A 25,435-nucleotide genomic window follows, 5' to 3' on the forward strand; every position below is an offset into this window, starting at 1 on the left:
GCCGCCCACCCCGTGTCCGCCGGGCGTGGTCGTAGAGTGCACAAGGGAGGACCTGATGAACCGCTTGAAGGACGCGACGAGCCCTTATCTGCTGCAACACGCGGACAACCCCGTCGATTGGCACCCCTGGGGCGAGGAGGCCTTCGCCGAGGCGCGCCGGCGCGATGTGCCGCTGCTGATCAGCGTTGGTTACTCAGCGTGTCACTGGTGTCACGTAATGGCACACGAGAGCTTCGAGGACGCCGGCACCGCGCGGCTGATGAACGAGCACTTCGTCAACGTCAAAGTGGACCGCGAGGAGCGGCCCGACGTCGACGCCGTCTACATGACCGCCACCCAGGCCATGATCCACCAGGGCGGCTGGCCGATGACGGTGTTCGCGACGCCTGAGGGTCACCCGTTCTACTGCGGCACCTACTTCCCGCGAGCCCAGTTCCAGCGGCTGCTGCGAGGCGTGCACGACGCGTGGACCGGCGACCGGGCGACCGTGACGGAGCAGGGGTCGAAGGTGGTCGAGGCGCTCAACGCGCACACGACACTGCCCAGCGGGCCGCTGCCCGGCGAGGAGACGCTGGCGCTGGCCGTGGCGAACCTGCGGGAGTCGTTCGACAAGGAGCGCGGCGGGTTCGGCGGGGCGCCCAAGTTCCCGCCGTCGATGGTGCTGGAGTTCCTGCTGCGCTCCGGGGAGAGCGAGATGAGCGGCCGCACGCTGGACGCGATGGCGCGCGGCGGGATGTACGACCAGCTCGGCGGCGGTTTCGCCCGCTACAGCGTCGACGCGGGCTGGGTGGTGCCGCACTTCGAGAAGATGCTGTACGACAACGCGCTGCTGCTGCGCGTCTACACGCACTGGTGGAAGGCGAGCCGGGAGCCCCTCGCCCGGCGGGTCGCCCTGGAGACGGCCGACTGGCTGCTGCGCGAGATGCGCACCGCGGAGGGCGGCTTCGCCTCGGCGCTCGACGCCGACAGCGAGGGCGAGGAGGGCAGGTTCTACGTCTGGACGCCGGAGCAGCTGGGCGAGGTGCTCGGCGACGACGACGGGGAATGGGCCACCCGGCTCTTCGAGGTGCGGGGCACGTTCGAGCACGGCACGTCCGTGCTGCAACTGCTCGCCGACCCGGACGACGCCGCGCGGTTCGACGACGTCCGGGCCCGGCTGCTCGCCGCCCGGGGCGGGCGGGTCCGCCCGGGACGTGACGACAAGGTCGTGGCCTCGTGGAACGGGCTGGCCATCGCCGCGCTGGCCGAGACCGGCACGGTGTTCGACCGGCCGGACCTGGTGGACGCCGCCCGGCAGGCGGCGGAGTTGCTCGAAGACGTGCACATGGACGGCGGCAGACTGCTGCGGACCTCACGCGACGGACGGGCCGGCCGCAACGCCGGCGTGCTGGAGGACTACGCGAACCTGGCCGAGGGGCTGATCGCCCTCTACGGCGTGACCGGCGAGACGCGCTGGCACCGGCTGGCGGGCTCGCTGCTCGACACCGTGCTCGACCGGTTCGGCGACGACGTGGGCGGGTTCTACGACACGGCCGACGACGCCGAACGCCTGTTCCAGCGACCGCAGGATCCCACCGACAACGCGACCCCGTCGGGCCAGTACGCGGCGGCCGGGGCGCTGCTCGCCTACTCGGCGCTGACCGGGTCCACGCGGCACCGTGAGGCCGCCTACGCGGCGCTGGGCACGGTGTCCGTGCTGGCCACCGGGCACGCGAGGTTCGCCGGCTGGGGGCTGGCCGTGGCGCGGGCGGCGCTCGACGGTCCGGTCGAGGTGGCGGTCGTCGGGCCGCCGGACGACCCGCGTACGCGGGCGCTGCACCGCGAGGCGCTGCTGGCGGACGTTCCCGGCCTGGTCGTCGCGCTGGGAGACGGCGAGGGAGCGCCGCCGGACGGCCCCGCGCTGCTGGAGGGCCGCGGGACGGTCGGCGGATCCCCTGCCGCGTACGTGTGCCGGGACTTCACCTGCCGGATGCCCGTCACCACCCCCGAGGAGCTGCGGGCCGAGCTAGCCGACCGGTGACCGGCCGTCGTTCCCGTCGGGCCCGGCCGTGGGAACGGCCGGGTCGCCGGTGGGCTGGCCGGTGTCGTTCTGCTGCGGCGGATCCTGGGTCTCGGGCTCCTGCGTGGTGGGCGCCTCCGTGACCGACGGCTCGGGGGTGTCGGGGGTGGGCGTGGCCCACGGGTCGGGCTGCTGGGTCTGCGGCGTGTCCTGCGGCGTGTCCTGCTGCTGGTCGGGCCGGCCCCATTCGGAGCCGTAGCCGTAGTCGGACGGCTCCGGGAACTCCATGACGGGCTTGTTCGCCATGGCCTCGGTCATGAACGCCCGCCAGACCTGCGCGGGCAGCTGGCCACCGAACTGCACCCCGTAGCCGGGGATCTCGACCGGCTTGTTGTCGTCGCGGAACATGTCGACCGCGACGGCGAGCTGCGGCGTGAAGCCGTTGAACCAGACCGCCTTGGAGCTGTCCGTCGTGCCGGTCTTGCCGGCCACCGGGCGGTCGTACAGCCTGGCCGCGGTGCCCGTGCCGTACTTGACGACCTGCTGCATGGCGTACGTGGTGTCGGCGGCGGCCTGCTCGCTGACCACCTGGGTCGAGGTGGGATCGACCACGTTCTTCTTGCTGTTGGGACGGGCCACCGACTTCACGACGTGCGCCTCCATGTGGACGCCGCCGTTGGCGAAGGTGGAGAAGCCGGAGGCGTTCTGCACGGCGCTCACCGAGGCGACGCCGAGCGGGAACGTGGCGGCCGCCTCGTGCTGCTTGAGCTGCGCCTCCGGGATGCCGGCCGCCTCCGCGGTGGCGGCCACCTTGTCGAGGCCGACCTTCTGGCCGAGGTCGACGAACGCGGTGTTGACGGAGTTCTGGGTGGCGCTGATCAGGTTGATCTCGCCGTACGAGCGGTCGCTGTCGTTCGGGATGGGCTTGGTCGCCGAGGCCACGCGCATCGGCGAGTTGCCGTTGACCCGGGTGGACAGGTCGAAGCCGTTGTTGAGCGCGGCGGCCAGCGTGTACGGCTTGAAGGTGGAGCCGGCCATCACCTTGGCCGAGAAGGCGTTGTCGTACTCGGAGCGGTCGGGACGGCCACCGTAGAAGGCGACCACCTCGCCGGTGGCCGGATCGACGGCGGCCAGCCCGGTGCGCACCTTCTTGGGCGTCGCTTCGGGCAGCGTGTTCTTGACCGCGCTCTCGGCCGCCTGCATGAGCTTCTTGTCGAACGTGGTGACGACCCTGAGCCCGCCGCCGTTGATGTCCTCGTCGGTGTAGCCGCGCCGGTTCAGCTCGGCGGTGACCTGGTCGAGCATGTACTGGGCCTGGCCCTTGAGCTCGAAAGGCCGCTTCGGCGCCTTGAGCGGCGGGAACGTCTGGGCGGCGGCCTGCTCGGCGGTGAGCGAGCCGGTCTGGCGCATGGCGTCGATCACGGCCCGCCAGCGAGCCTCGGCGGCGGCGAGATCGGCGCCCTTGGGGTCGGCGAAGCGGCTGGGCTGCTGGATCACCGCGGCCAGGTAGGCGCCCTCGGCCACGCTCAGCTTGTCGACGTTCTTGCCGAAGTACGCCTGCGCGGCCGCCTGGACACCGTTGGCGCCGCGGCCGAAGTAGATCGTGTTGAGGTACTGCTCAAGGACCCAGTCCTTGGACTTGGACTGGTCGACCTTGATGGAGATCATGATCTCCTTGAACTTGCGGGCGATGGACCGCTCCTGGCTGAGACCGCTGTAGTAGTTGCGGACCAGCTGCTGGGTGATCGTCGAGCCACCCTGGAGCTGCTGCCCGGAGACGGTGGACCACACGGCCCGCACGGTGCCCTTGACGGAGACGCCGCCGTCCTCGTAGAACGAGCGGTTCTCGGCCGCTATCACCGCGTCGCGTACGTGCTGGGGCACCTTGGCCAGCGGCACGGTCCTGCGGTCGATGCCCTTCTTCGCGAGCACGGTCTTGCCGTCGCGGTAGTAGATCACCGACCCCTGGGCCGTGGCCTCTTTCTGCGTGCTGTCGGGGATCGGGGTCATCGCCCACGCGACGGCGAACAGGCCTATGGCCAAGACGATCCCGGCGCCGAATACGATCAACAGGCGTCGAAGGATCCGGCGCTTCCCCATGCCTTTCTCACCACCACTCCGCACCCACGACCCCCGATCACACCCCCGTTAGCTGGGAGAATGTCAAGGCTAAGCGATCGGTACCGGTGCCTCATCCCCTCCCGCGATAGTACGACTAGCGCGTAACACGCTGCGGAACATTCGCCACCAATGGCAATACGCGGTAGGGAACAGGAGTGTCGAGGGCGATGATCGAAGAAGTCCTGAGAACACCCTGAACCTCGACGATCCGATCGATCACCCGCTGCAGATCGGCGTTCGTCCGGGCCACCACCCGGCAGAGCAGGTCGCTGCCGCCCGTGATCGTGTGGACCTCCAGCACCTCGGGAATGTGGGCCAGCCGGTGCGCCACCGGGTCGTGCCCGGCGACCTGCCTGATCTCCATCGTCACGAACGCGGTGACGTCGTAGCCGAGCGCCTCGGGCGATATGTCCGGCCCGAACCCGGTGATCACTCCCCTGTCGATCAGCCGGTCGAGCCGGGCCTGCACGGTGCCGCGGGCCACGCCGAGCCGGCGCGAGCACTCCAACACGCCCAGGCGCGGCTCGGCGGCCAGCAGCGCGATCAGCCGGGCGTCCAGTTGGTCGATCGTCATGGTGTACAGATCTCCCGATCATTCGCGGTTAAGACTATGCAGATTGTCCAGCCTACGAAGCTTCTGTTGCACAACTCGTCGAGGAAATTCGAGGATTGGTGCTATGAGCGATGTTTTTCCGGTCAATGGGATGGACGCCGTGGTGTTCGCCGTGGGCAACGCCAGGCAGGCGGCTCACTACTACTCGACCGCGTTCGGCATGCGGTTGACGGCCTATCGCGGGCCGGAGAACGGCAGCCGCGACGAGGTGGCCTACGTGCTGACCTCGGGGGGCGCCAGGTTCGAGTTCAGGGCCTCGATCCGGCCGGGGACCGACCTGGCCGGGCACGTCGCCGAGCACGGTGACGGGGTGATCGACCTGGCCCTCGAGGTGCCGGACGTGGAAGGCGCCTACCGGCACGCCGTCGAGCAGGGGGCGCGCGGGCTGGCGGAGCCGTACACGCTGGAGGACGAGCGGGGCAAGGTGGTGCTCGCGGCGATCGCCACCTACGGGGAGACGCGGCACACGCTCGTCGACAGGTCCAACTACAGCGGCGCCTACCTGCCCGGCTACGTGCCCGCCGAGCCGCTCGTCGCCCCGCCCGCGACCAGGACCGGGCGGCTGTTCCAGGCCATCGACCACTGTGTGGGCAACGTCGAGCTGGGCCGGATGGACGAGTGGGTGGAGTTCTACAAGAACGTGATGGGCTTCACCAACATGGCGGAGTTCGTCGGCGACGACATCGCCACCGAGTATTCGGCGCTGATGTCCAAGGTCGTGGCCGACGGGACCCGCAAGGTCAAGTTCCCGCTGAACGAGCCGGCCGTGAGCCGCAAGAAGTCGCAGATCGACGAGTATCTGGAGTTCTATCGCGGGCCGGGCGTGCAGCACGTCGCGCTGGCCACCAACGACATCCTGACCACGGTCGACCACATGCGCGCGGCCGGCGTGAGCTTCCTCGACACGCCCGACTCCTACTACGACGACCCTGAGCTGCGGAGCCGTATCGGGCAGGTCAGGGCACCGATCGAGGAGCTGAAGAAGCGCAGGATCCTGGTCGACCGGGACGAGGACGGTTACCTGCTGCAGATCTTCACCAAGCCGGTGCAGGACCGGCCCACCGTCTTCTTCGAGCTCATCGAGCGGCACGGCTCGCTCGGCTTCGGCAAGGGCAACTTCAAGGCGCTGTTCGAGGCGATCGAGCGGGAGCAGGAGCGCAGGGGCAATCTTTAACCCGCGCACGCACCTCCTCGACCTAGGCTGGATTCTGTTCGACCCCCGCGAGCAGGCTTTGCCCGGCAAAGCCGCGAAGACGGTCTGGTCGACGCCTGACTCCGCGTAGAATTCCGGTCACTTAGCGAAGGGGAGAGCGCAGCCTATGGGGTTTGACCAGCGCGTGGTCGCTTCGCTCGTGGCGCTTCTGAGCATGCTCGCCTGCGCGCCGTCCGAGGGGGCCATCGTCCCCGCGGCCTCAGGCAGCCGGCAGCCGAACGCGAGCATGGGCGCGCCCGGCATCGGCGACCCCGACTTCCCCTTCGACGGCAACGGCGGCTACGACGTCTCCCACTACGGCCTGGCGATCGGCTACACGCCGAGCAGCAAGCACCTCGACGGCGTGGCGACGATCAACGCCACGACCACGCAGCCGCTCTCGCGCTTCAACCTCGACCTGTCCGGTCTCGAGGTGAGCGATGTCACGGTCAACGGGGAGAAGGCCATCTTCTCGCGCACCGGCAGCGAGCTGAGCGTGCTGCCCGCGACGCCGCTCGGCGACAAGGCCGCGTTCGCCGTCAAGGTGACCTACGCCGGGGTGCCCAAACCGGTGAAGGACTCCTCCAACCTGGGCACGTTCGGCTTCATCCCGACGCCCGACGGCGCGTTCGTGGCCTGCGAGCCCGACGGTGCCAAGACCTGGTACCCAGCCAACGACCACCCCGCCGACAAGGCGTCCTACGACTTCACCATCACCGTGCCCGAGGGCGTGACCGCGCTGGCCAACGGCGAGCAGGTCGGCGAGCCCACGACCGCGGACGGCAAGACCACGTTCCGGTGGCGCGAGAAGCACCCGATGGTGAGCTATCTCGCCACCGCCACGATCGGCAAGTTCGAGCTGCACAAGGGCCGCACGCCGGGTGGCATCCCCAACTTCGCGGCGGTCGATCCCAAGCACCGCGGCTCGCTCAACAACCTCTTCAACGTGTCGGGCGAGGTCACCGACTACTGGAGCAAGATCTTCGGGCCTTACCCGTTCTCCTCCACCGGCGGCATGATCGACGACTTCGCGGCCGGCTACGCCCTGGAGAACCAGACCAAGCCGCTCTACGGCGGCTTCGCCCCCGACCAGAGCATCATCGCGCACGAGCTGGCCCACCAGTGGTTCGGCGACAGCCTGAGCATCAAGCGCTGGCGGGACCTCTGGCTCAACGAGGGCTTCGCCACCTATGCCGAGTGGCTCTGGGCCGAGCACAAGGGCACCAACACCGCCGACCAGCTCTTCCAGACCTTCCACGCCCGCCCCGCGAGCGACCCGATCTGGAAATACCCCCCCGGTCGCGCCCAAGCCCGTGACCTGTTCAATGACTCGGTCTACACCCGGGGCGGGATGACCCTCCACGCCCTGCGCAAGGCCATCGGCGACGAGACCTTCTTCAAGCTGCTGAAGACGTGGACGGCCGACCACAAATACGGCTCGGTCACCACCGAGGAGTTCATCGCGCTGGCCGAGAAGCTCTCGGGCAAGGACCTGACCTCGCTGTTCAACGCCTGGCTCTTCACCGCGGCCAAGCCCGACTGACGGATCACGGGCTGCCCGCCCCGCCCGAGGGCGTGGAGAAGATCAGGACGGACGCCGTGAAGCCGTGCACGTGGTTCTGGCCACCGACCGGGCCGACCTCGCCCGCGGCGAAGAAGCCCGCGACCCCGATCGGCCCGAGCGTGTCGCGCAGCGCCACCGGATCGTGGTCGGCGGTGCCGAACATCGCCGAGCCCCGGCCGTTGCAGGAGAACAGCAGCGCGCCGTCGATCCGGCCGAGCTCCTCCCGGTGCGCGTCGAGCAGGTCGTAGAGGTCCTCGTCGGCCGTGGCCGCGTCGCGCACGTGGAAGCGCACGGTCCTGCCGACGTCCACGACGTCGCCGATGGCCACGCCCTCGCGTTCCGGGTCGATGCCGATCACGCCTCTGATGAGGAAGTCGCCTCGTTCGTGCCGTTCGGCGTACTCGTTCATGGCCACGCCGATCTGCAGGCCGGCGGCGACCAGCTCGCGGTCGTCCTCGTCGAGCTCGCTGACGATGTCCTCCAGCCGGGCCAGGGCGGGCTGGCCGGCCAGCTCCAGCAGCAGGTTCTCCTCGGAGCGGGTGACGACCATGGTCGGGCCGATCGGCCGGCAGCCCTGGCTGACCACCGTGCTGACCTGTACGGCGCCGCTGAGCAGCACGCCGATCGCGCCCTCGGTGTAGACCTCGCCGTCGGCGAAGAGCCGGACGGAGCCGCGGCCCCGTATCCCGTTGGCCAGCCCGCCGATCAACGGCAGGTTGCCCAGCACGTCCGCCGAACGCTCCACGAACGCGTCCGTGGGGAAGGTGTACGGGTCGGCCAGCAGGATCGCCACGTGATCGTCCGACGTCCGCTCGGGCAGCCCCACCACCACGAACCGGTCCTCGGCGGTCAGCGTCTCCAGCGCGAACGTGGTCAGCTCGGCCCCGTCCAGCGTGGCCGCCCACGCGCTCACGGCGGACGTCAGCTCGACCCCCTGCCCGTCACCGATCACGCCGGTGGCGCTGCATCCGATCACGTGGGCCTCGGGGGCCAGCCTCATCGCGCGCTCCCCCGCCCTGGCCACGTCGTCGGGGTCGTCGCCGCAGATGAAAAAGCACACCAGGTCCGCCTCGCCGCTGAGCCTCGACAGGGCCTGACCGACAGCACGCTCCGCGGCCTCCACCAGGTCGGACCCCACGGCGAGACCGTCGGCGAAACGGCTCGTCATCACAGCCACAGATCTCGCCTCCTCGGCGGGTCGAAGTTCCCTAGGAACGGATTCTCCCCAGTAAAGGGACAAGCACGCGCACGAACCGTCACGCAATAGTCAAGATCCGAAATCTCCGCCAGATGGGAAACTGTCTGCCGCAGTGGTCCCGGGGGACGTAGTCTCGATCCCGTGCATCAGCCTCTAAATCTCCGCGAGCTGCGAGAGAGCGGTCACGTTCATCGCACCGTGAAAGCAGAGGTCCGCGAAAATCTGCTGGCCAAGCTGCGAGCAGGTGAGCCCCGTTTTCCAGGCATCGTGGGCTTCGACGACTCCGTCCTGCCCCATTTGGAGCGGGCGCTACTCGCCGGGCACGACCTCGTCCTGCTCGGTGAGCGGGGCCAGGGCAAGACCCGACTCATCCGCACAGTTACCGGCCTGCTCGACGAGTGGACGCCGGTGGTCGACGGGTGCGAGATCAACGACCATCCGTACGCGCCGGCCTGTACGCGCTGCCTCGCGCTCGCCCGGGAGCTGGGCGACGAGCTGCCCGTGGCGTGGAAGCATCGCGACGAGCGCTACGGCGAGAAGCTCGCGACGCCCGACACCTCCGTCGGCGACCTGATCGGCGACGTCGACCCGATCAAGATCGCCGAAGGCCGGACGCTCGGCGACCCGGAGACCGTCCACTACGGGCTGGTGCCGCGCACCAACCGGGGTGTGTTCTCCGTCAACGAGCTGCCCGACCTGGCGGAGCGCATCCAGGTGTCGCTGCTCAACGTGCTGGAGGAGCGCGACATCCAGGTGCGCGGCTACAACCTGCGCCTGCCGCTCGACATCCTGCTCATCGCCAGCGCCAACCCCGAGGACTACACCAACAGGGGCCGGATCATCACCCCGCTGAAGGACCGCTTCGGCGCCGAGATCCGCACCCACTACCCGCTGACGGTCGAGGACGAGCTGGTACTCATCCGCCAGGAGTCCATGCCGGACATCGGGGCCGACATTCCCGAGCACCTGGTCGAAGTGATCGCCCGGTTCACCCGCCTGGTCCGCGAGTCCACGGCGGTCGACGCCCGCTCGGGCGTCTCGGCGCGGTTCTCGATCGCGGCCGCCGAGACCGCCATGGCCTCCGCCGTACGCAGAGCGGCGATCGCCGGCGAGGAGCAGGCCGTCGCCCGCGTCTGCGACCTGGCCAGCGTCGTCCACAGCCTGCGCGGCAAGGTGGAGTTCGAGGTCAGCGAGGAGGGCAGGGAGACCGAGATCCTCGCCCACCTGCTCCGCCGGGCCACGGCCGAGACGTTCAGGAGCCGGTTGGGCGGGATGGATCTGTCAGCGCTGACGGACAAGTTCGCCGAGGGCAACCAGGTGGAGTCCGGCGAGCTGATCCCGGCCGCCGAGCTGCTGCGCCGCATCGGCCCGGTCAGCGGCCTGGCGAAGGTCATGTCGCGGCTGAGCATGGGCGCGGGCGAGGAGTCGCCCGGACACGCGGCGGCCGCGCTGGAGTTCGCCCTGGAGGGCCTGTACCTCATGCGCCGCCTGTCCAAGGAGGACCTGGACGGAGTCACCGTCTACCGGACGTGAACATTGGGGCGGTCTCGCGCGTCGAACGTGATGTTTTGATCACGCCGTCGGGGGAGACCGCCCATGCGTCCGCTCGTCTTTGCCATCGCCTTGTCCTTGAGCGCTTTCGCCGTACCCGCTGAGGCCGCCGAGGCCACTGGGACCACTGGGACCACTGCCACGAAGGCCGTGTACGGCTGGGCCTGGTCCACCGGCGGGACCGGGATCCGCATCACCCCCATGGCCGCCACGTACCGCAAGCCGCTCCACACGTTCAAGGCCATTCCCGGCGCCAGGGAGCTGCGGCTCGACTACGCCAAGGCCGCGTTCCGTCGGGTGACCGTCGCCTGCGACCTCAAGGAGACCGAAGGACGGGTGGCCCTCGACCGCAAGGGCCTGGGCAGCACCGTCTGCGGGCCGGGCGACCTGACCGCCGACCTGGCGTTCGGGCCCAGTGCCGTCCGCGTGGAGTACCGCGGCACCACGGCCGTCAAGATCAACGAAGTGCTCGCCAACCGGCCCGACCCGCGCACCGCCCGCGGTACGGTCAAGCGGATCGACGACACCACGGTCCTGTTCACCGGGGCGGGCAGGACGCTCAAGTTCGGCTACACCAACCTGATGACGTTCGGCAGGACCACCAGGCGCTGCGGCGACGGCTGGCTGGCCGGCAAGCCGGTCAACGCCGACAGGCACGGGCTCGGCAAGAAGCCGTGCCAGAGCCGCGACTTCACCAAAGCCCTCAAATCGGTCGGGCACCCGGTGCTCGTCCAGGTCGATTACGCGCCCCAGGTCAACGAACTCTCCGGGGTGCGTGAGGTATTTGGGGACGCGTAGGCCCGTATATCGGGTTAGCGTGTGTTCGTGATGGCCTACCGCTATGGCGAGTTCAACGATGGCCCCGACCCCCTCGCCCCGCCGTACGACGTGCGCGCCGCGCTCGACGAGATGGGCGACGCCATCCTGTCCGGCTCCACCCCCGTACACGCCCTGCGCGACCTGCTCAAGCGCGGGCTGCCCGGCGCCCAGGACCGCCGGGGTCTCGACGACATGCTCAGAGAGGTACGGCGCCGCCGCCGGGACCTGCGCGAGAGCGGCCGCCTCGACGGCACGCTGGAGAAGGCGCGGGCACTCCTCGACAAGGCCATCGGCCAGGAGCGGGCCGAGCTGTTCCCCGACCCGTCCGACGACGCGCGACTGCGCGAGAGCGAGCTCGACTCGCTTCCCGACGACACGGCCAGCGCGATCCAGCAGCTGACCTCGTACGAGTGGCGCTCCGCCGCCGCCCGGCAGACCTTCGAGGAGCTGCGCGACCTGCTGCGCCGCGAAGTGCTCGACAGCCAGTTCAGAGGGATGCGCGACGCGCTGGCCCAGCCGGACCCGGCGGCCATGGAACGCGTCCGGCAGATGATGTCGGATCTCAACGACATGCTCGACAAGGACGCCAAAGGTCAGCACACCCAGGCGGACTTCGAGGCGTTCATGAAGAACTACGGCGATCTGTTCCCGGAGAAGCCGCGCAACCTCGAGGAACTCGTCGACGTCCTGGCCCGGCGGGCCGCCGCGACCCAGCGCATGCTCGCCTCGATGACCCCACGCCAGCGCGAGGAGCTGGCCAACCTGATCAACCAGACGCTCGACCAGGCCGGGCTCTCCGACCAGATGCGCCGTCTCGGCGAGGCGCTCCAGGCCCGCCGTCCCGACCTGGCCTGGGACACCCCCGACCGGCTCACCGGCGAGGAGCCGCTGGGCATGGGCGACGCCGTCACCGCCCTGGAGGAGCTGGCCGACCTCTCCCAGCTGGAGACCTCGCTCCGGCAGGACTACCCGGGCGCCAGGCTCGACGACATCGACGAGTCCGCGGTCCGCCGCGCGCTCGGCCGGTCGGCGGTCGACGACCTGGAGGCACTCAAGCGGATCGAACGTGAACTGGAGGAGCAGGGCTACCTCCTGCGCCGCCGGGGCAAGCTGGAGCTCACTCCCAAGGCCGTCAGGCGGCTCGGCGAGACCGCGCTGCGCCGGGTGTTCTCCTCGCTCGACGCGGGCCGGCGCGGCGACCACGACCAGCACGACGCGGGCTCGGCCGGCGAGCTGACCGGCTCGTCGCGGCCCTGGCGGTTCGGCGACGAGCAGCCGATCGACGTGGTCCGCACGCTGGTCAACGGCGTCCGCAACGGCGGCGTCCAGACGGAGTCGGGCGCGGTCCGGCTCTCCGTCGACGACTTCGAGGTGGCCGAGACCGAGCGGCGCAGCGCGGCGGCCGTCTGCCTGCTGGTCGACCTGTCGTACTCGATGGCCCTGCGCGGGACCTGGGCGGCGGCCAAGCAGACCGCGCTCGCCCTTCAGGCGCTGGTCGCCTCGAAGTTCCCGCAGGACGCCGTGCAGATCATCGGGTTCTCCAACTACGCGCGGGTACTGCAGCCGGACGAGCTGGCCGGTCTCGACTGGGACATGGTCCAGGGGACGAACCTGCACCACGCGCTGCTCATCGCGGGCCGGCACCTGGATCGCCATCCCGACTTCGAGCCGGTCGTGCTCGTGGTCACCGACGGCGAGCCGACGGCTCACCTGATGCGCAACGGGCAGTCGGCCTTCGAGTGGCCGCCGTCGAACGAGACGCTGGAGCTCACGCTGGCCGAGGTGGACAAGATGACGCGGCGGCGGGCGACGCTCAACATCTTCATGCTGGCGGGTGACGATCGGCTCAAGGAGTTCGTCGACGAGGTGGCGCGGCGGAACGGCGGGCGGGTGTTCTCCCCCAGCGCGGAGCGGCTGGGCGAGTACGTGGTGAGCGACTTCCTGCGGGTGCGCCGGTCCCGCTGACCCTCGGCGTCTTCAGGCGGTCAGGTGGTCACGCCTCGACGAGGGGGGCGTAGAAGTCGAGCGCGACGTCGAAGCCGTCGCGGCAGTTGCGGTGGGAGCGGTAGCAGGGGCGCCACGCGGAGCTGGCGCCCACACCCACGCGGGCGTCGCTCAGCGCCGACGGCACGCGCTCGGGCCGGGGCAGCAGCCCGCCGCCCAGATAGCGGACGCCGTCGAGCTGGGTGTGCTCGCCGCGACCACCGGAGACGAAGCTCCCGAGCCGCCACCCGCTCTCCTCGTCCCACACCAGCGCGCTGCCGTCCGTCAGGCGGACGGTCGCGTCACGCGGCTCGCAGGGGCCTTCCCACCAGTCGGCGACCTCGGCTCCGAGCAGGTCGACGACCCGCTGCACATAGCCGGTCGGCTGCTGCAGCCACTCGTCGGTATACGGCTCGACATGCCTGACGGCCACGGACGGCACCCCCTTGTGCCCAGAAGGTAAGGAAAAAGCGACGGTTAGCAACCATACCCGCGCTGAACTTATTCCGTTGCCAGAGCGTCTAGTCATTACGGACGATATTTACGTCCCACACGGGGAAGGAGGGGTGTCTCATGATTGCCATGATTCTTCTGATCGTGCTGATGGTGGTCGCCATCGCGGCCACCGAGCTGATCATGCGTTGCTCCTCGGAAGGTAAACAGAGTGTCGAGTCCACGGGCGAGATCGTCGGGGACTAGTCTCCTTCGCATGTCGTCCCTGCTTCTCTGGCTGCACATCGGCTTCGCGATCTTCACGATCGGCCCGCTCACGGCGGCCACCATGGCGGCACCGCGCGCCATCCGAGGTAAGAACGTGCCCGTCCTGCAGAACATCCAGCGGACCACCCGGATCTACAGCATCGGTTCGCTGGGGGTGCTGATCTTCGGACTGGCCCTGGGCCTGTCCATCGGGGCCGGCGTGCTCGGCAAGTGGTACATGACGGCCTCGATGACGCTGTTCATCGTGGCCATCGTGCTGCTCGTCATCATCGACCGCGACCTGCGCACCGCCGTCCGGGTCCTCGAGACCGAGAACCCGGACGACGACGCCAAGGTGCAGAACGGCCGGATCGCCGCCATCAGCGGGCTGCTGTCCGTGATCTGGCTGGTGATCCTGTTCCTGATGGTCGTACCCGGTTAGCCGAGCGCCTGCTTGAGGTCGGCGAGCAGGTCGTCGACCGTCTCGATGCCGACCGACAGCCGCACCAGATCGCCCGGCACCTCCAGCGGCGAGCCGGCCGCCGAGGCGTGCGTCATCCTGCCCGGGTGCTCGATGAGCGACTCGACGCCGCCCAGCGACTCGCCCAGGGTGAACAGCTTCGCCCGGTTGCACACCGCGACGGCCTCTTCCTCGCCGCCCGCGACGCGGAACGACACCATGCCGCCGAACCGCTTCATCTGCTTGGCGGCCACCTCGTGCCCGGGGTGCTCGCCCATCCCCGGGTAGAGCACCTGCGTCACGCGCGGGTGCGCGAGCAGCAGATCGACGACCCGCTCGGCGTTGTCGCAGTGGCGGTCCATCCGGACGCCCAAGGTCTTGAGCCCGCGCAGCGTCAGCCAGGCGTCGAATGGGCCGGCCACCGCGCCCATCGCGTTCTGGTGGTAGGCCAGCTCGTCGCCGACCGCCTGGTCGGCCGCGATCAGCGCGCCGCCGACGACGTCGGAATGCCCGCCGACGTATTTGGTGGTGGAGTGCACGACCACGTCCGCGCCCAGCGCGAGCGGCTGCTGCAGGTAGGGAGAGGCGAAGGTGTTGTCGACGACCAGCAGCGCCCCGTTGTCGTGGGCGAGCTGGGCGAGTGCGGCGATGTCGGCGATGCCGAGCAGCGGGTTCGTCGGCGTCTCTACCCAGACGATCCGCGTCTTCTGCGTCATGGCCGCGGCCACGGCGTCCAGATCGCCGAGCGGCACCGGGTCGTAGTGCAGGCCCCAGCGCTCGTTGACCTTCGCGAACAGCCGGTACGTGCCGCCGTACGCGTCGTTGGGGATGATGACGTGGTCCTGCGGCCTGCAGACGGTACGCAGCAGGGCGTCCTCGGCCGCCAGGCCCGACGCGAACGCCAGCCCGCGCGCGCCGCCCTCGACCGCGGCCAGCGCCTCTTCGAGCGCGGTCCTGGTGGGGTTGGCCGAGCGGCTGTACTCGTATCCGGAACGCAGGCCCCCCACGCCGTCCTGCTTGTAGGTGGACGTCGCGTAAATCGGCGGCACGACCGCGCCGGTCAGCGGGTCAGGCTCCTGACCTGCGTGGATCGCCAGAGTTTCGAAACCGTTCGTCATAGGCCCACGGTAACGGAAGCGGCCCGCGATCCGTTCCCCAACGGATCGCGGGCCGAGGCGGGCGCCGTCCCCAAAGCGCGCCCGCGTGACTCGCACGCCATGCCCGCACGAGCCAGGTCTGTCGTGTTTTTCATTTCTGTTGTGCGGCAGGCCTGTTGTGCGTCAGGGCTCAGGCCGCTTGGGGCTCGTGCCTGTCGCCGCCCGCTCGGGGCGTCAGGCGCACCACGTCGGCGTTCGGCGCGGGCACCTCGATGTGGCGGCCGCTGCCGCCCTCCGCTTCCTCCCCGTTGATGCGGGAGAGCAGTACGGGGTCGGCCACCGCCAGCAACAGCCCGATGACCAGCCCGACACCCAGTAGTACGAACCCAATGAGAACCATTTCCCGTCCCCCTTCCGGACATGTACCAGCATCGTCGACGGCCCCCCGCCACCGCCTCCGCTGAAGGGCTGGTCCTCGGCGCTCCCCATCGGCCGAACGGTCGATACTCGCCGTCCGACTTCCGGCTTAGGCTTCCAGGAGTGGGGGAATCCAAGCGCGTCGTCTACTGGATCCGCCGGCTGAGCGAGATCGCCGCGATCGGCTGGCTGGCCATGATGCTTCTCGTGGACTTCGCCGTGGCCGCCACCAGGGGCGGCGTCCAGTGGGCGGTGGCGATCTGCGGGGTCGCGGGCATCGCGGCCGTCATCCTGCGGCGCCGTTTGCGGGTCGAGACGTTCGTCGCCGTGCTGGCCCTGTCGTTCGTCGTGTCGATGGTGATCGGCGTGACCGGGTTCGCCGGCGTGCCCGGCTCCGCGGAGACCGGCGCGCTGATCATCCTGACCATCGGCGTGCTCCGCCACGTCGAGCCGGTCAAGAGGGCCGCCGTGTTCGGGGGCGCCGCACTGGTCGCCCTCATGGCGGAGGGCATCGCGCGTGATCCCCGCAACGAGCTGGTCTTCTCGTTCATGCTCTTCACCGCCTGGACGATGACCGCCGCCGTCGGCGGCTACCTCCGCTTCCAGCAGGAGCGCCGCAAGGAGGCCGTCCATTCCGTACGGCGGGCCGAACGCCTGGAGCTGGCCAGGGAGCTGCACGACCTGGTCGCCCACCACATCACCGGCATCGTCGTACAGGCCCAGGCCGCCCGTACGGTCGCCGACATGAAGCCCGACGCCGTGCTGCCCGCCCTCGACGCCATCGCCGCCGCCGGCACGGAGGCGCTCACCTCGATGCGGCGCCTGGTCACCGTGCTGAGGACCGAGGACGAGGCCGACAGGCGGCCCGGCACGTCGCTGGCCGATCTGCGCCTGCTGACGGAACGGTTCTCGGCGAACGGGCCGCGCGTCGCGTTCGAGATCGGGTCGGGCATCGACGACCGCACCCTGCCGCCGGAGGTCATGACGACGATCCACCGGGTGCTACGGGAGGCGCTCACCAACATCCGCAAGCACGCGCCGGGGGCCAGCTGGGTGGAGGCCGAGCTGCGGCGGTTCGACCAGCGCGTGCTGTTGCGCATCCGCAACTTCGGCTCAGCCGCCGACCCCAGGCTCTCCCGTCTGGGAGGCGGGTTCGGCCTGGTCGGAATGGCCGAACGGGTGGAGGCCCTGGGCGGCCGCCTCCACGCCGGGCCCGGCGCCGACGGCGCCTGGGAAGTGGTCGCGGAGTTTCCCGCGGCCTGAGGCGCGGGCCGCGTCGAACGCCTCCTCCCCCATCGCCCCGCGCAACCTGGCGGCGATCCGGTCGACGTCGGCGCGCTCGGGAACGGGCAGAGGCACACCTACCGCCTCTCTGAGCGCGCCCGCCACCCCGACCAATCCGGCCGCCTCCCGGTACTGCTCGGTCTGGTCGGCCTGCTCGCCCTGCTTGGCCTGCCTGCCCTGCTTGGCCTGTCCGTGCTGCTCGCCTTGCTCGGCCATGAGTGACAGTGCGCCTGCCAGGCCCTCCAGGGCGAGCGCGATCGCTCTGGGGTCTCCGGTGGTCTGGGCCGCCTCGTAACCCTCCCGCTGCCTGGCGAGCGCCGTTCCGGCGTCGCCGCGCTGCTCGGCGGCGAAACCCAGTTCGGCCATGAGGAACGCGATGCCGGGCGTCCCCCGCACCTCCCGCAACCAGCCGAGCCACGGCATCAGGAGCCCCTCCGCCCGCTCGTACCTGCCCTGGCGCCTGGCGCTCAGTGCCAGCCCGAGCACGGCATGCTCCTCCGCGGCCTTGTAGGACTGTTCCACGGCCAGCCGCCTGGCCCGCTCGTGGTAGTGGTCGGCCCGCTCGTACTGGCCCGCCAGGAGCGCCACACGGCCCAGTCCGGCCAGTTTGAACGCGACCTCGAACCCGAGCTCCTCCGCCAGCCGCAACTGCTCCACGCGCAATCTGGCGGCCTCGGCATAGTCACCACGTATCTCAGCCAGCCGGTCGAGCGCGTCCATGGCCTCCAGCTGCCCCCACCCGTCCCCCAGCTGACTGAACAACTCCAGACTCCGCCGACCGTCCCGCTCCATCGCGGTCAGATCCGCCCGGCCCACCGCCAGCTTCGCCCGCAGACTGAGCGCGGCGGCGATCCCCCACCGATCGCCAAGCACCTCGAACGCGGCCAACGCCCGGCTCACCGCCGCCTGATGCGCCGCCTGATCGCCGTACGCCCAGCGCACGTGGGTCAGAAACCAGTCGGCCAGTGCCCGCCCCTCAACATCGAGCCCCGCCTCCCGCACCGGCGGCGCCACCTCCCCAACCGCCAACGCCATCCCCGCCAGCCACACAGACGCGACCGCCGCCTCACCGACGGGTCGGTCGACAGCGGGGGCGCTGGTGACAAGCGGACCACTCACAGACGGATCGGCCGCAAACGCGACGCCGACGGGCCGACCCGCCGCGAACGAACTGGCGGCGGGCACGCCGATGGCAAGCGGGCCGGTCATAGGCAGGCCACTCGCGGACGCATCGGTCACGGACGCGTCCGTGGAGGGCCGGTCCATGGTGAGCGAGGTGGTGGCGGGGCGGTCCGGCGGGCGTGGGGTTGGTGTCGGGGTGGTTCTGGAAAGGGCGGTGGCCAAGGAGCGGCGAGCCTCACCCATGCGGCCGCGTAGGAACCAGTACCAGGCGAGGGCGTTGACCAGGCGTAGCGGTTCCGGGCCCGACAGGGCGAGTCGGAGGTTGGCGGTCTCGGTGTCCAGGCGTTCGAGCCACTGCCTCTGTCCTGGGCCGCGCAGGTCCGCCCGTTCGGCCAGCGACGTGTAGTAGCGGGCGTGACGAGCGGCGATCCGCCCGTGCTCTCCCGCCTCAGCCAGGCGTTCGGCGCAGTAGGCCGCGACCGATTCCAGCAGCCGGTACCTGGGGCCGGTGGTCACCACCACCAGCGAGCGGTCGACCAGCCGAGCCAGTACGTCCACCACGTCCACGCCGGGCTCGGCACAGATCGTCTCGGCCGCCTCCAGCGTGCACCCGTCCGCGTGTACGGCAAGCCGCCGCAGCACGACCCGCTCGTGGCCGGACAGCAGGTCCCAGCTCCAGTCGATCACTGCCCGGAGCGTCCGCTGCCTCGACGGGGCGTCCCGCATGCCGGAGCTGAGCAGGCGGAACCTGTCGTCCAGCCGCTCGGCCACCTCCCGTACGCCCAGCGCACGCACCCGAGTCGCGGCCAGCTCCAACGCCAGCGGGATGCCGTCGAGCCGCCTGCAGATGGTCGCGACCGCCTCGCCCACCTCGTCCCGGCCGTCCAGCTCGTTCGCCCTGCTCGGCCAACTGGTCGCGTCAGTCGCGGCAGGCCCCGTCGTCGCGGTGGTCGCGGTGGTCGCGGTGGTCTCGGTGGTCTCGGTGGTCGTGTCAAGCGTGGTGGTCGGGTCCGCCGCAGTGGTCGCGTGTGGTTCGTTCGGTTTGAGGTCGGCGCGGGCCGTGAAGAGGCGTACGGCGTCGGGCTCGGTCAGTGGTGGCACCACGTGGACGCGTTCGCCGGTGACGCAGAGCGGTTCCCTGCTCGTCGTCAGGACCCGTAGCCCCGGGGCGGCCCGCAGCAGCGCCGACACGAGCGCGGCCGCCTCCTCCACCAGGTGCTCGCAGTTGTCGATCACGAGCAGCGCCCGTTTGGCCGCCAGGGCGGTCGCCAGCCTCGGTGCCAGGGGCGCGGCGTCGTCGTCGCGTACGCCGAGGACGTCCGCGACCGCCTCAGCCACGTCGGCGATCCCGCCCAGCTCCACCAGCCACACCCCGTCGGGGAAGGCGGGGCTTTCGTCGAGGAGGGAGCGGGCGGTTTCCAGGGCGAGGCGGGTCTTGCCGACGCCGCCGGGGCCCGTGAGCGTCACCAGGCGGGCGGTGTTCAGCAGGTCGCGGAGCTGGGCGAGCTCGGCGTCTCTGCCGATCAGCTCCGTGAGGGGGGTCGGCAGGTTGGAGTGGGGCGGCCGGGCGGTGAGTGAGGGGTCCTGGCGGAGGATGGCCTCCTGGAGCGCGGCCAGCTCGGGTGTGGGGTCCAGGCCCAGTTCTCCTGCGAGCCGCTCGCGTAGATCGTCGTAGCTGGCCAGGGCCTCGCCTTGGCGGCCGCCCCGGTACAGGGCTGTCATGTGCTGGGCTCGGAGGCGTTCGCGTAGCGGGTGCTGGGCGACCAGGTCGGCCAGGTCTACGTCCTCGCCCAGCGCCAGCCGTACCTCTGCCTGCTCTTCGAGCGCGGACAGGCGCGCCTCCTCCAGGCGCGCGATCTCCGGGCGGAGGAACTCCTCGTCGGCGAGATCGGCGTACGCGGGGCCGCGCCACAAGGTCAGAGCCTCGTGGAGCTGAGCGGCCCGCTCATGCGGGTCGGCGGAACGGCGGCCGGCGAGCTCGAGGAAGCGGTCCGCGTCGACCGCGATACGGAAGCGACCAGCATCACCACCCGCCCCGAAACGGCCCAAAGCGTGCCGACCCTCGGAGCGGTCCGCGTCGCGCCACCGGTCCCGAAAAGGGTCCGGCCCGACGTGGAAGGCGTCCGCCCCGGCGTGGAGGGCGTCCGGCTCAGCCGGTGAGGGGTTCGCGACGGTAGCCAGGCGGTAGCCGGCCGGGGTGTGGACGATCGAGCCGGAGCCGCCGAGCACGCGGCGGAGCTGGGAGACGCGGGCCTGAAGAGTGCCGACGGGGTTGCGGGAGGGCCGGTCCCCCCACAGGTCGTCGATCAGCCGGTCCATCGAGACCGGGCCGCCCCCGTGCGCCAGGAGGTCGGCCAGCAGCGCCCGCATCCTGGGCTCCGTCACCTCGATCCGCCGGCCGTCGTCCGTCCAGACGGCCAGCGGCCCGAGTACCCCGAAACTCACCACGCCAGGGACAACCCGTAGCGAGGCGGAAGGATTTCCGTAGGGGGACATCCGAGGCTGTGGGTCATGAGTCGAGTGACAGTGATCGGAATGGGCCCGATGGGGTCGAAGATGGCGGAGACGTTCCTCGCGGCGGGCCACGAGGTGACCGTGTGGAACCGTACGGCGAGCAAGACAGAGCCCCTGGTGAACAAGGGCGCAAGGCGGGCGGCCGAGGCGGCCGAAGGTGAGTTGCTGGTCATCAGCCAGGTCAGCTACCAGGCCATGTACGACAGCCTGGGCGACGCGCGGCTGGACGGGAAGGTGCTGGTCAACCTCAGCTCCGGCACCCCGGAGGAGCTGCGTGCGGCGGCGGGGTGGGTGGCCGGGCGGGGCGGCACGCTCGTCACCGGAGGGATCATGGTGCCGCCGCCCGGCATCGGCCTGCCCATGGCGTACACCTTCTACAGCGGCCCCAAGGACGCCGTCGACCGGCACGCGGAGACGCTCAAGTCGCTGGCCACGATCACCTACGTGGGCGAGGACCAGGGCCTGGCGATGATGTACTACCAGGCGCAGTTGCTGATCTTCTGGTCCAGCCTGACCAGCTACATGCACGCGCTCGCGCTGCTCGGCACGGCAGGAGTGGCGCCCGGGGACTTCCTGCCGTTCGCCAGGGAGACCTTCACGCAGCTCGGGGGTGACGGGCCGATGGGGTTCGCCAAGATCCTGGCCGAGGAGGTCGAGGCCGGGGTGTACCCGGGCGAGCTGAACTCCCTGCGCATGCAGGCGGTCGGCCTGGGCCACGCCGTCCACGCGCTGAAGGACGCCGGGCTGGAGATCACGGTGCCGAACGCGCTCAAGGAGCTGTTCGAGCGCGCCGACGCCGAGGGGCGCGGCCTGGAGGGGCTCGGCACCGTGATCGAGTCGATCAGGAAGCCCTAGTGGTTGGCGAGGAAGGCGAGCAGGTCCTGGCGGGTCAGTAGCCCGGCGGGCTTGCCGTCTTCGAGCACCACGGCGGCGTCCGCCTTCTCCAGCGCCTCCACCGCGCGCGCCACCGATTCGCCGCTGCCGATCATCGGCAGCGGCGACGACATGTGCTCGGCGATCGTGTCCTCGGAGGAGAGCCGGCCGCGGTAGAGGGCTTCGAGCAGGTCGCGCTCGACGATGGAGCCGACCACCTCGGCCGCCATGACCGGCGGCTCCTCCTTCATCACCGGGAGCTGCGACACGGAGTATTCGCGCATGATGGCGATGGCCGTGCCGACCGACTCGTGCGGGTGCACATGCACGAACTCCGGCAGGCCCGCCCCCTTGCGGTCCAGTACGTCACGTACCAGGCCCTCCTCGGACGGGGTGATCAGGAAGCCGTAGTCGGCCATCCAGTCGTCGTTGAAGATCTTGGACAGGTAGCCGCGCCCGCCGTCGGGCAGGAGGACGACCACCACGTCGTCGGGCCCCGCCTTGGCCGCCACCTCCAGCGCCGCCACCACGGCCATCCCGCATGAGCCGCCGACCAGCAGGCCCTCTTCGCGGGCGAGCCTCCGGGTCATGTTGAACGAGTCCTTGTCGGACACCGCGATGATCTCGTCGCAGATCTTCGTGTCGTAGGTGGCGGGCCAGATGTCCTCGCCGACGCCCTCCACGAGATACGGCCGGCCGGAACCGCCCGAGTAGACGGAGCCCTCCGGGTCGGCCCCGATGATCTTCACGCGGCCCTGGGAGATCTCCTTGAGGTAGCGTCCGGTGCCGCTGATCGTGCCCCCGGTGCCGATGCCCGCCACGAAGTGGGTGATCCGGCCCTCGGTCTGCTCCCACACCTCGGGTCCTGTCGAGTAGTAGTGGGAGTCGGGGTTGTTGACGTTGGAGTACTGGTCGGGCTTCCAGGCGTTGGGCACCTCGCGGGCCAGCCGGTCGGAAACCGAGTAGTAGGAGTCGGGGTGGTCGGGCGACACGGCGGTCGGGCAGACCACGACGTCGGCGCCATAGGCGCGCAGCACCGCGATCTTGTCCTGGGCCACCTTGTCGGGCACCACGAACAAGCACTTGTAGCCCCGCTGCTGGGCCACGAGGGCCAGGCCCACACCGGTGTTGCCGGACGTCGGCTCGACGATCACGCCACCGGGACGGAGCTCCCCCGACGCCTCCGCCGCGTCGATCATGCGGACCGCGATGCGGTCCTTGACCGAGCCGCCCGGGTTGAAGTACTCGACTTTGGCGAGCACCTGGGCGGTCAGGCCAGCGGAGACCTTGTGCATCCTGACGAGCGGCGTATTGCCCATCAACTCGACCAGGGAATCGTAAACGCGCACCGAGGTGTTCACCTTCTTTGCCGAAGCTTGGTCAGCTTGCCGAAGGCCGAGATCCCGTGGGGGTGGCGAGCGCTCGGCTAGTTTTCAAGCAAACGCTACCGCCGAGTTCAGTCGAAGGGAGCAACGTAGGTGGTCTGGGCACCGGGCACGGCGCGCGCGGCGCGCAAGATCGCGACGGCGGCGGCGCTCGGAGGCGGCGGTCTGACCGCTCTCGGCGCCACCGCGTACGCCCTCCTGATCGCCGAGAGCTTGCTGGCCAGGAAGGCGATCGGACGGCCGCACGGCATGGAGGGACCGCCTTCCGACGGCGTCTACGGCGACTTCTCCGGCACCCCGATCTCCATGGTCCTGCTGGGCGATTCCCTCTCCGTCGGCCTGGGGATGACCGACCCGGCCTTGACGCCGGGGGTGCTCCTCGCGCACGGCCTGGCCTCCGTGTCCGAACGCCCGGTACGCCTCCACGTGGTCGGCAAGTCGGGAGCCCCGTCGGCCGAACTCTCCGGCCAGGTCGACCGGGCGCTCAAAGCGGAACCCGACCTGGCCGTCATCTTCGTCGGCGCGAACGACGTCACCACCCAGACCCCGCCGGCGGCGGCCGTACGACACCTGAGCAAGGCCGTGCGACGGCTGCGCGAGGCGGGCGCCGAGGTGGTCGTGGGCACCTGTCCCGATCTCGGCACGGTACGGCCCATCGCGCAGCCGCTGCGCTGGGTGACGCGGCGCTGGAGCCGCCAGCTGGCCGCGGCGCAGACGGTCGCGGTGGTCGACGCGGGCGGGCGTACGGTCGCGTTCGCCGACGTCCTGGGACCGGAATTCGCGACAAACCCCGGCGAAATGTTCGGACCGGATCGTTTCCATCCATCTGCCCGAGGTTACGCACAGGCAGCTTACGCAGTGCTACCTTCTGTATGCGCTGCGTTGAGGTTGTGGCCCGAGCCGAGACCCGCGCGCGGCGAAGGATTGCAACCGATTTACCTTGCGGCGGCTACGGCCGCGGAGGAGTCCGGCACCGAGGTCTCCGCGACCCGGGTCGCCGGGCGGGCGACGGGTCCCCACGGCAAGTGGGTGACGTTGTTCCGCCGCCGGCTGGGGGAGACGCTCAACGACGCCTGACCCCGGTCACCCTCCGAGCCGAAGCCGTCACTCCTCGTCCCTTTGGAGTGGATTGCTCGTGCTCCGGCCCCTCGCGAACGCCGCCCTCACACTCGCCGGAATCCTGGCCCTGGCCGGCTGTTCCGATGACAGCGGCGCGGCCACGGCCGACTTCCCGACCTGGCACAACTCCGAGATCGACGCGGTCAGCCGGATGGCGGCCGCAGGCGGGGTCGTCGCGACCACCTCCATGAAGCCCGACGGCACGCTGGAGACCGTCGCCGTCGACCTCGCCCACGGCAACAAGCTCTGGGCCCAGCCGGCCACCATGGCGGGCAGACTGCCCGGCATGGGCGTCTCCGCGCCCGCCATCGTGGAGACGGCCCCCGGCCAGGCCGTCGTCGTGGCGATCGACCCGGCCAAGAAGGGCCGCTGGAACGCCGCCCTCGTCGCCCGCGACGCGCGCACCGGCACGCAGAAGTGGACGCGGCCCGTGCATTCCACGTTCGGCCCCCAGCGCTGCGGCACCTACATCTGCCTGTCGGAGCACACCGCGCTCGCCAGCGCCCGCGTGGTGGTGCTCGACCCGGCCACCGGCAAGCAGCTGTGGAAGCTGCCCGGCATCGCCGAGGTCGAGTGGTCCGACGCCGACCGGGTGCTGCTGCTCCGCCTGGCCGCCCACCCCATGATCGAGTCGTACGAGCTCAAGACCGGCAAGCTGCAGTGGCAGCAGCCGATCGAGCAGGCGCTCGGTCCCGGCATCGACATGTCGGGCGGATGGGCCTTCGGCTCGACGAGCGACAACCTGATCGGCTACGTCGCCCCCTACACGAACCCGCAGACGAAGAAGGTCTCCACGTTCGGCCTGTTCTCCGTCAAGATCGGCGACGGCACGATCAACTGGATGCGTCCCTCGGTCGTCCGCGTCTACCCCAGCGGCAGCCCCGGATACGCCCCCGTAGTGCGCCCGGTCGACCAGCAGGGCACCTACGGCGGCTTCGCCCGGCTCGACTCGGAGAGCGGCCGGGTCGTCGGCCAGATCGCCGCCTCCGAGGTGCCCGGCTCCGGCTGGTGGCTGGCCTTCCCCGACCACATGGAGAGGCTGGGCTTCCTCAAGCACGACGCCAAGGGCGCCGCCTTCGACCTGACGACGGGCACCTCGGTCCCGGTCGACAACCAGCGCGGCTGGTCCTTCTGCGTCACCGACCCCAAGCCGCTCCCGCTCCGCGCCCAGGCCCCCGGCTTCTACTCGATAGCGGCCATCTGCGAGTACGACCTGTCGACCGGCAAACGGCTCGGGACCTCGGCGGCACCGCCCCCCTGGTTCACCGGCAGCCAGGACGGCTGGCGCCTCTGGCGGGACGAGAAGGGCGGCGTCCACGCGGTCAACGACGGCGCGGCCACGGCTCCGGGCATGTACGGCTAGCAACCCGGGCCGGGGCCACCGTGCCCTGCCGATAGGACTGGAATATAGTTCTAAAGGCCGGA

The 25,435-nt window shown here is 70.3% G+C and carries 19 protein-coding genes and 1 pseudogene; 12 read left to right on the plus strand and 8 right to left on the minus strand.

Translation table 11 applies throughout. From position 1 onward, the window contains the following. Positions 1-55 precede the first annotated feature (55 nt). On the plus strand, positions 56-2,020 hold the full coding sequence (locus tag ACGFNP_RS32720; RefSeq protein WP_393325285.1) for a thioredoxin domain-containing protein: 1,965 nt from the start codon (positions 56-58) through the stop codon (positions 2,018-2,020). Here ACGFNP_RS32720 and ACGFNP_RS32725 read toward each other — a convergent pair. After that, the gene (locus ACGFNP_RS32725) at positions 2,006-4,069 is read right to left on the minus strand and encodes a transglycosylase domain-containing protein (RefSeq protein WP_393325287.1); all 2,064 of its coding nucleotides are present in this window, start codon (positions 4,067-4,069) and stop codon (positions 2,006-2,008) included. The two genes, ACGFNP_RS32720 and ACGFNP_RS32725, sit on opposite strands and share 15 nt — an antisense overlap. 145 nt (positions 4,070-4,214) lie before the next feature. After that, positions 4,215-4,694 (minus strand): Lrp/AsnC family transcriptional regulator, encoded by a 480-nt coding sequence (locus ACGFNP_RS32730; protein WP_358328400.1) that lies wholly within the window; start codon positions 4,692-4,694, stop codon positions 4,215-4,217. A 103-nt stretch (positions 4,695-4,797) separates the two neighbouring features. Between ACGFNP_RS32730 and hppD the strand changes: the two genes are divergently transcribed. After that, complete coding sequence (gene hppD / locus ACGFNP_RS32735; RefSeq protein WP_358328397.1) at positions 4,798-5,907, plus strand: 4-hydroxyphenylpyruvate dioxygenase; 1,110 nt, start codon at positions 4,798-4,800, stop codon at positions 5,905-5,907. A 145-nt stretch (positions 5,908-6,052) separates the two neighbouring features. Further along, entirely contained in the window at positions 6,053-7,468 is a 1,416-nt protein-coding gene (locus ACGFNP_RS32740) for a M1 family metallopeptidase (protein ID WP_393325290.1), read from the plus strand. 4 nt (positions 7,469-7,472) lie between these two features. Here ACGFNP_RS32740 and ACGFNP_RS32745 read toward each other — a convergent pair whose 3' ends face one another. Further along, complete coding sequence (locus ACGFNP_RS32745) at positions 7,473-8,657, minus strand: FIST N-terminal domain-containing protein (RefSeq protein WP_358328898.1); 1,185 nt, start codon at positions 8,655-8,657, stop codon at positions 7,473-7,475. Between the two features lie 171 nt (positions 8,658-8,828). Between ACGFNP_RS32745 and ACGFNP_RS32750 the strand changes: the two genes are divergently transcribed. The 3 genes from ACGFNP_RS32750 to ACGFNP_RS32760 all read left to right on the plus strand — a co-directional run bounded on the left by ACGFNP_RS32750 (position 8,829) and on the right by ACGFNP_RS32760 (position 13,022). After that, the gene (locus ACGFNP_RS32750) at positions 8,829-10,220 is read left to right on the plus strand and encodes a sigma 54-interacting transcriptional regulator (RefSeq protein WP_393325292.1); all 1,392 of its coding nucleotides are present in this window, start codon (positions 8,829-8,831) and stop codon (positions 10,218-10,220) included. A 63-nt stretch (positions 10,221-10,283) separates the two neighbouring features. After that, a complete protein-coding gene (locus tag ACGFNP_RS32755) occupies positions 10,284-11,036 on the plus strand; it encodes a hypothetical protein (protein ID WP_393325294.1) in 753 nt (250 codons plus the stop codon). Positions 11,037-11,066: 30 nt separating this feature from the next. Continuing rightward, positions 11,067-13,022 carry a hypothetical protein gene (locus ACGFNP_RS32760; RefSeq protein ID WP_358328895.1) on the plus strand — a complete coding sequence of 652 codons (1,956 nt, stop codon included), beginning with the start codon at positions 11,067-11,069 and terminating at the stop codon, positions 13,020-13,022. Between the two features lie 28 nt (positions 13,023-13,050). Here ACGFNP_RS32760 and ACGFNP_RS32765 read toward each other — a convergent pair whose 3' ends face one another. Continuing rightward, positions 13,051-13,473 (minus strand): DUF6292 family protein, encoded by a 423-nt coding sequence (locus ACGFNP_RS32765; RefSeq protein ID WP_358328389.1) that lies wholly within the window; start codon positions 13,471-13,473, stop codon positions 13,051-13,053. Positions 13,474-13,613: 140 nt separating this feature from the next. On the opposite strand from ACGFNP_RS32765, the gene ACGFNP_RS32770 reads away from it, so the two are divergent. Together ACGFNP_RS32770 and ACGFNP_RS32775 are read left to right on the plus strand one after the other, a co-directional pair. Beyond that, positions 13,614-13,739, plus strand: coding sequence for a hypothetical protein (locus ACGFNP_RS32770; RefSeq protein ID WP_263655728.1), 126 nt, complete (start codon positions 13,614-13,616; stop codon positions 13,737-13,739). A gap of 10 nt (positions 13,740-13,749) precedes the next feature. Beyond that, on the plus strand, positions 13,750-14,181 hold the full coding sequence (locus tag ACGFNP_RS32775) for a DUF2269 family protein (protein WP_358328386.1): 432 nt from the start codon (positions 13,750-13,752) through the stop codon (positions 14,179-14,181). Here the strand turns inward: ACGFNP_RS32775 and ACGFNP_RS32780 are convergent. Further along, positions 14,178-15,317: a cystathionine gamma-synthase gene (locus ACGFNP_RS32780; RefSeq protein ID WP_358328383.1), complete on the minus strand. Its 1,140-nt coding sequence runs from the start codon at positions 15,315-15,317 to the stop codon at positions 14,178-14,180. The genes ACGFNP_RS32775 and ACGFNP_RS32780 overlap by 4 nt on opposite strands. 169 nt (positions 15,318-15,486) lie before the next feature. Next, positions 15,487-15,696 (minus strand): hypothetical protein, encoded by a 210-nt coding sequence (locus ACGFNP_RS32785; protein WP_358328380.1) that lies wholly within the window; start codon positions 15,694-15,696, stop codon positions 15,487-15,489. Between the two features lie 587 nt (positions 15,697-16,283). Here ACGFNP_RS32785 and ACGFNP_RS32790 point away from each other — a divergent pair. Then, positions 16,284-16,904: pseudogene (locus ACGFNP_RS32790) on the plus strand (sensor histidine kinase); the annotation flags it as partial. On the opposite strand, the gene ACGFNP_RS32795 reads toward ACGFNP_RS32790, so the two are convergent. Then, complete coding sequence (locus ACGFNP_RS32795) at positions 16,827-20,564, minus strand: BTAD domain-containing putative transcriptional regulator (protein ID WP_393325298.1); 3,738 nt, start codon at positions 20,562-20,564, stop codon at positions 16,827-16,829. The pseudogene ACGFNP_RS32790 and the gene ACGFNP_RS32795 overlap by 78 nt on opposite strands. Positions 20,565-20,630: 66 nt before the next feature. Between ACGFNP_RS32795 and ACGFNP_RS32800 the strand changes: the two genes are divergently transcribed. Beyond that, positions 20,631-21,488: an NAD(P)-binding domain-containing protein gene (locus ACGFNP_RS32800; RefSeq protein WP_358328375.1), complete on the plus strand. Its 858-nt coding sequence runs from the start codon at positions 20,631-20,633 to the stop codon at positions 21,486-21,488. On the opposite strand, the gene ACGFNP_RS32805 is transcribed toward ACGFNP_RS32800, so the two are convergent. Next, positions 21,485-22,855 (minus strand): cystathionine beta-synthase, encoded by a 1,371-nt coding sequence (locus ACGFNP_RS32805; protein ID WP_393325300.1) that lies wholly within the window; start codon positions 22,853-22,855, stop codon positions 21,485-21,487. The two genes, ACGFNP_RS32800 and ACGFNP_RS32805, sit on opposite strands and share 4 nt — an antisense overlap. A gap of 129 nt (positions 22,856-22,984) precedes the next feature. On the opposite strand from ACGFNP_RS32805, the gene ACGFNP_RS32810 reads away from it, so the two are divergent. Both ACGFNP_RS32810 and ACGFNP_RS32815 read left to right on the plus strand, forming a co-directional pair. Further along, entirely contained in the window at positions 22,985-23,968 is a 984-nt protein-coding gene (locus tag ACGFNP_RS32810) for an SGNH/GDSL hydrolase family protein (RefSeq protein WP_358328369.1), read from the plus strand. Between the two features lie 58 nt (positions 23,969-24,026). Next, entirely contained in the window at positions 24,027-25,373 is a 1,347-nt protein-coding gene (locus ACGFNP_RS32815) for a PQQ-binding-like beta-propeller repeat protein (RefSeq protein WP_393325302.1), read from the plus strand. Positions 25,374-25,435 lie beyond the last annotated feature (62 nt).

The sequence above is a fragment of the Nonomuraea sp. NPDC049269 genome (genome assembly GCF_043197155.1).
Classification (GTDB): domain Bacteria; phylum Actinomycetota; class Actinomycetes; order Streptosporangiales; family Streptosporangiaceae; genus Nonomuraea.

Excerpts from the sequence above, each read along its gene's own strand:
- ACGFNP_RS32720 (WP_393325285.1), top strand. The coding sequence starts at position 56 with ATGAACCGCTTGAAGGACGCGACGAGCCCTTATCTGCTGCAACACGCG.
- ACGFNP_RS32730 (WP_358328400.1), bottom strand. The coding sequence starts at position 4,694 with ATGACGATCGACCAACTGGACGCCCGGCTGATCGCGCTGCTGGCCGCC.
- hppD (WP_358328397.1), top strand. The coding sequence starts at position 4,798 with ATGAGCGATGTTTTTCCGGTCAATGGGATGGACGCCGTGGTGTTCGCC.
- ACGFNP_RS32740 (WP_393325290.1), top strand. The coding sequence starts at position 6,053 with ATGGGGTTTGACCAGCGCGTGGTCGCTTCGCTCGTGGCGCTTCTGAGC.
- ACGFNP_RS32745 (WP_358328898.1), bottom strand. The coding sequence starts at position 8,657 with ATGACGAGCCGTTTCGCCGACGGTCTCGCCGTGGGGTCCGACCTGGTG.
- ACGFNP_RS32755 (WP_393325294.1), top strand. The coding sequence starts at position 10,284 with ATGCGTCCGCTCGTCTTTGCCATCGCCTTGTCCTTGAGCGCTTTCGCC.
- ACGFNP_RS32760 (WP_358328895.1), top strand. The coding sequence starts at position 11,067 with ATGGCCTACCGCTATGGCGAGTTCAACGATGGCCCCGACCCCCTCGCC.
- ACGFNP_RS32770 (WP_263655728.1), top strand. The coding sequence starts at position 13,614 with ATGATTGCCATGATTCTTCTGATCGTGCTGATGGTGGTCGCCATCGCG.
- ACGFNP_RS32775 (WP_358328386.1), top strand. The coding sequence starts at position 13,750 with ATGTCGTCCCTGCTTCTCTGGCTGCACATCGGCTTCGCGATCTTCACG.
- ACGFNP_RS32780 (WP_358328383.1), bottom strand. The coding sequence starts at position 15,317 with ATGACGAACGGTTTCGAAACTCTGGCGATCCACGCAGGTCAGGAGCCT.
- ACGFNP_RS32785 (WP_358328380.1), bottom strand. The coding sequence starts at position 15,696 with ATGGTTCTCATTGGGTTCGTACTACTGGGTGTCGGGCTGGTCATCGGG.
- ACGFNP_RS32800 (WP_358328375.1), top strand. The coding sequence starts at position 20,631 with ATGAGTCGAGTGACAGTGATCGGAATGGGCCCGATGGGGTCGAAGATG.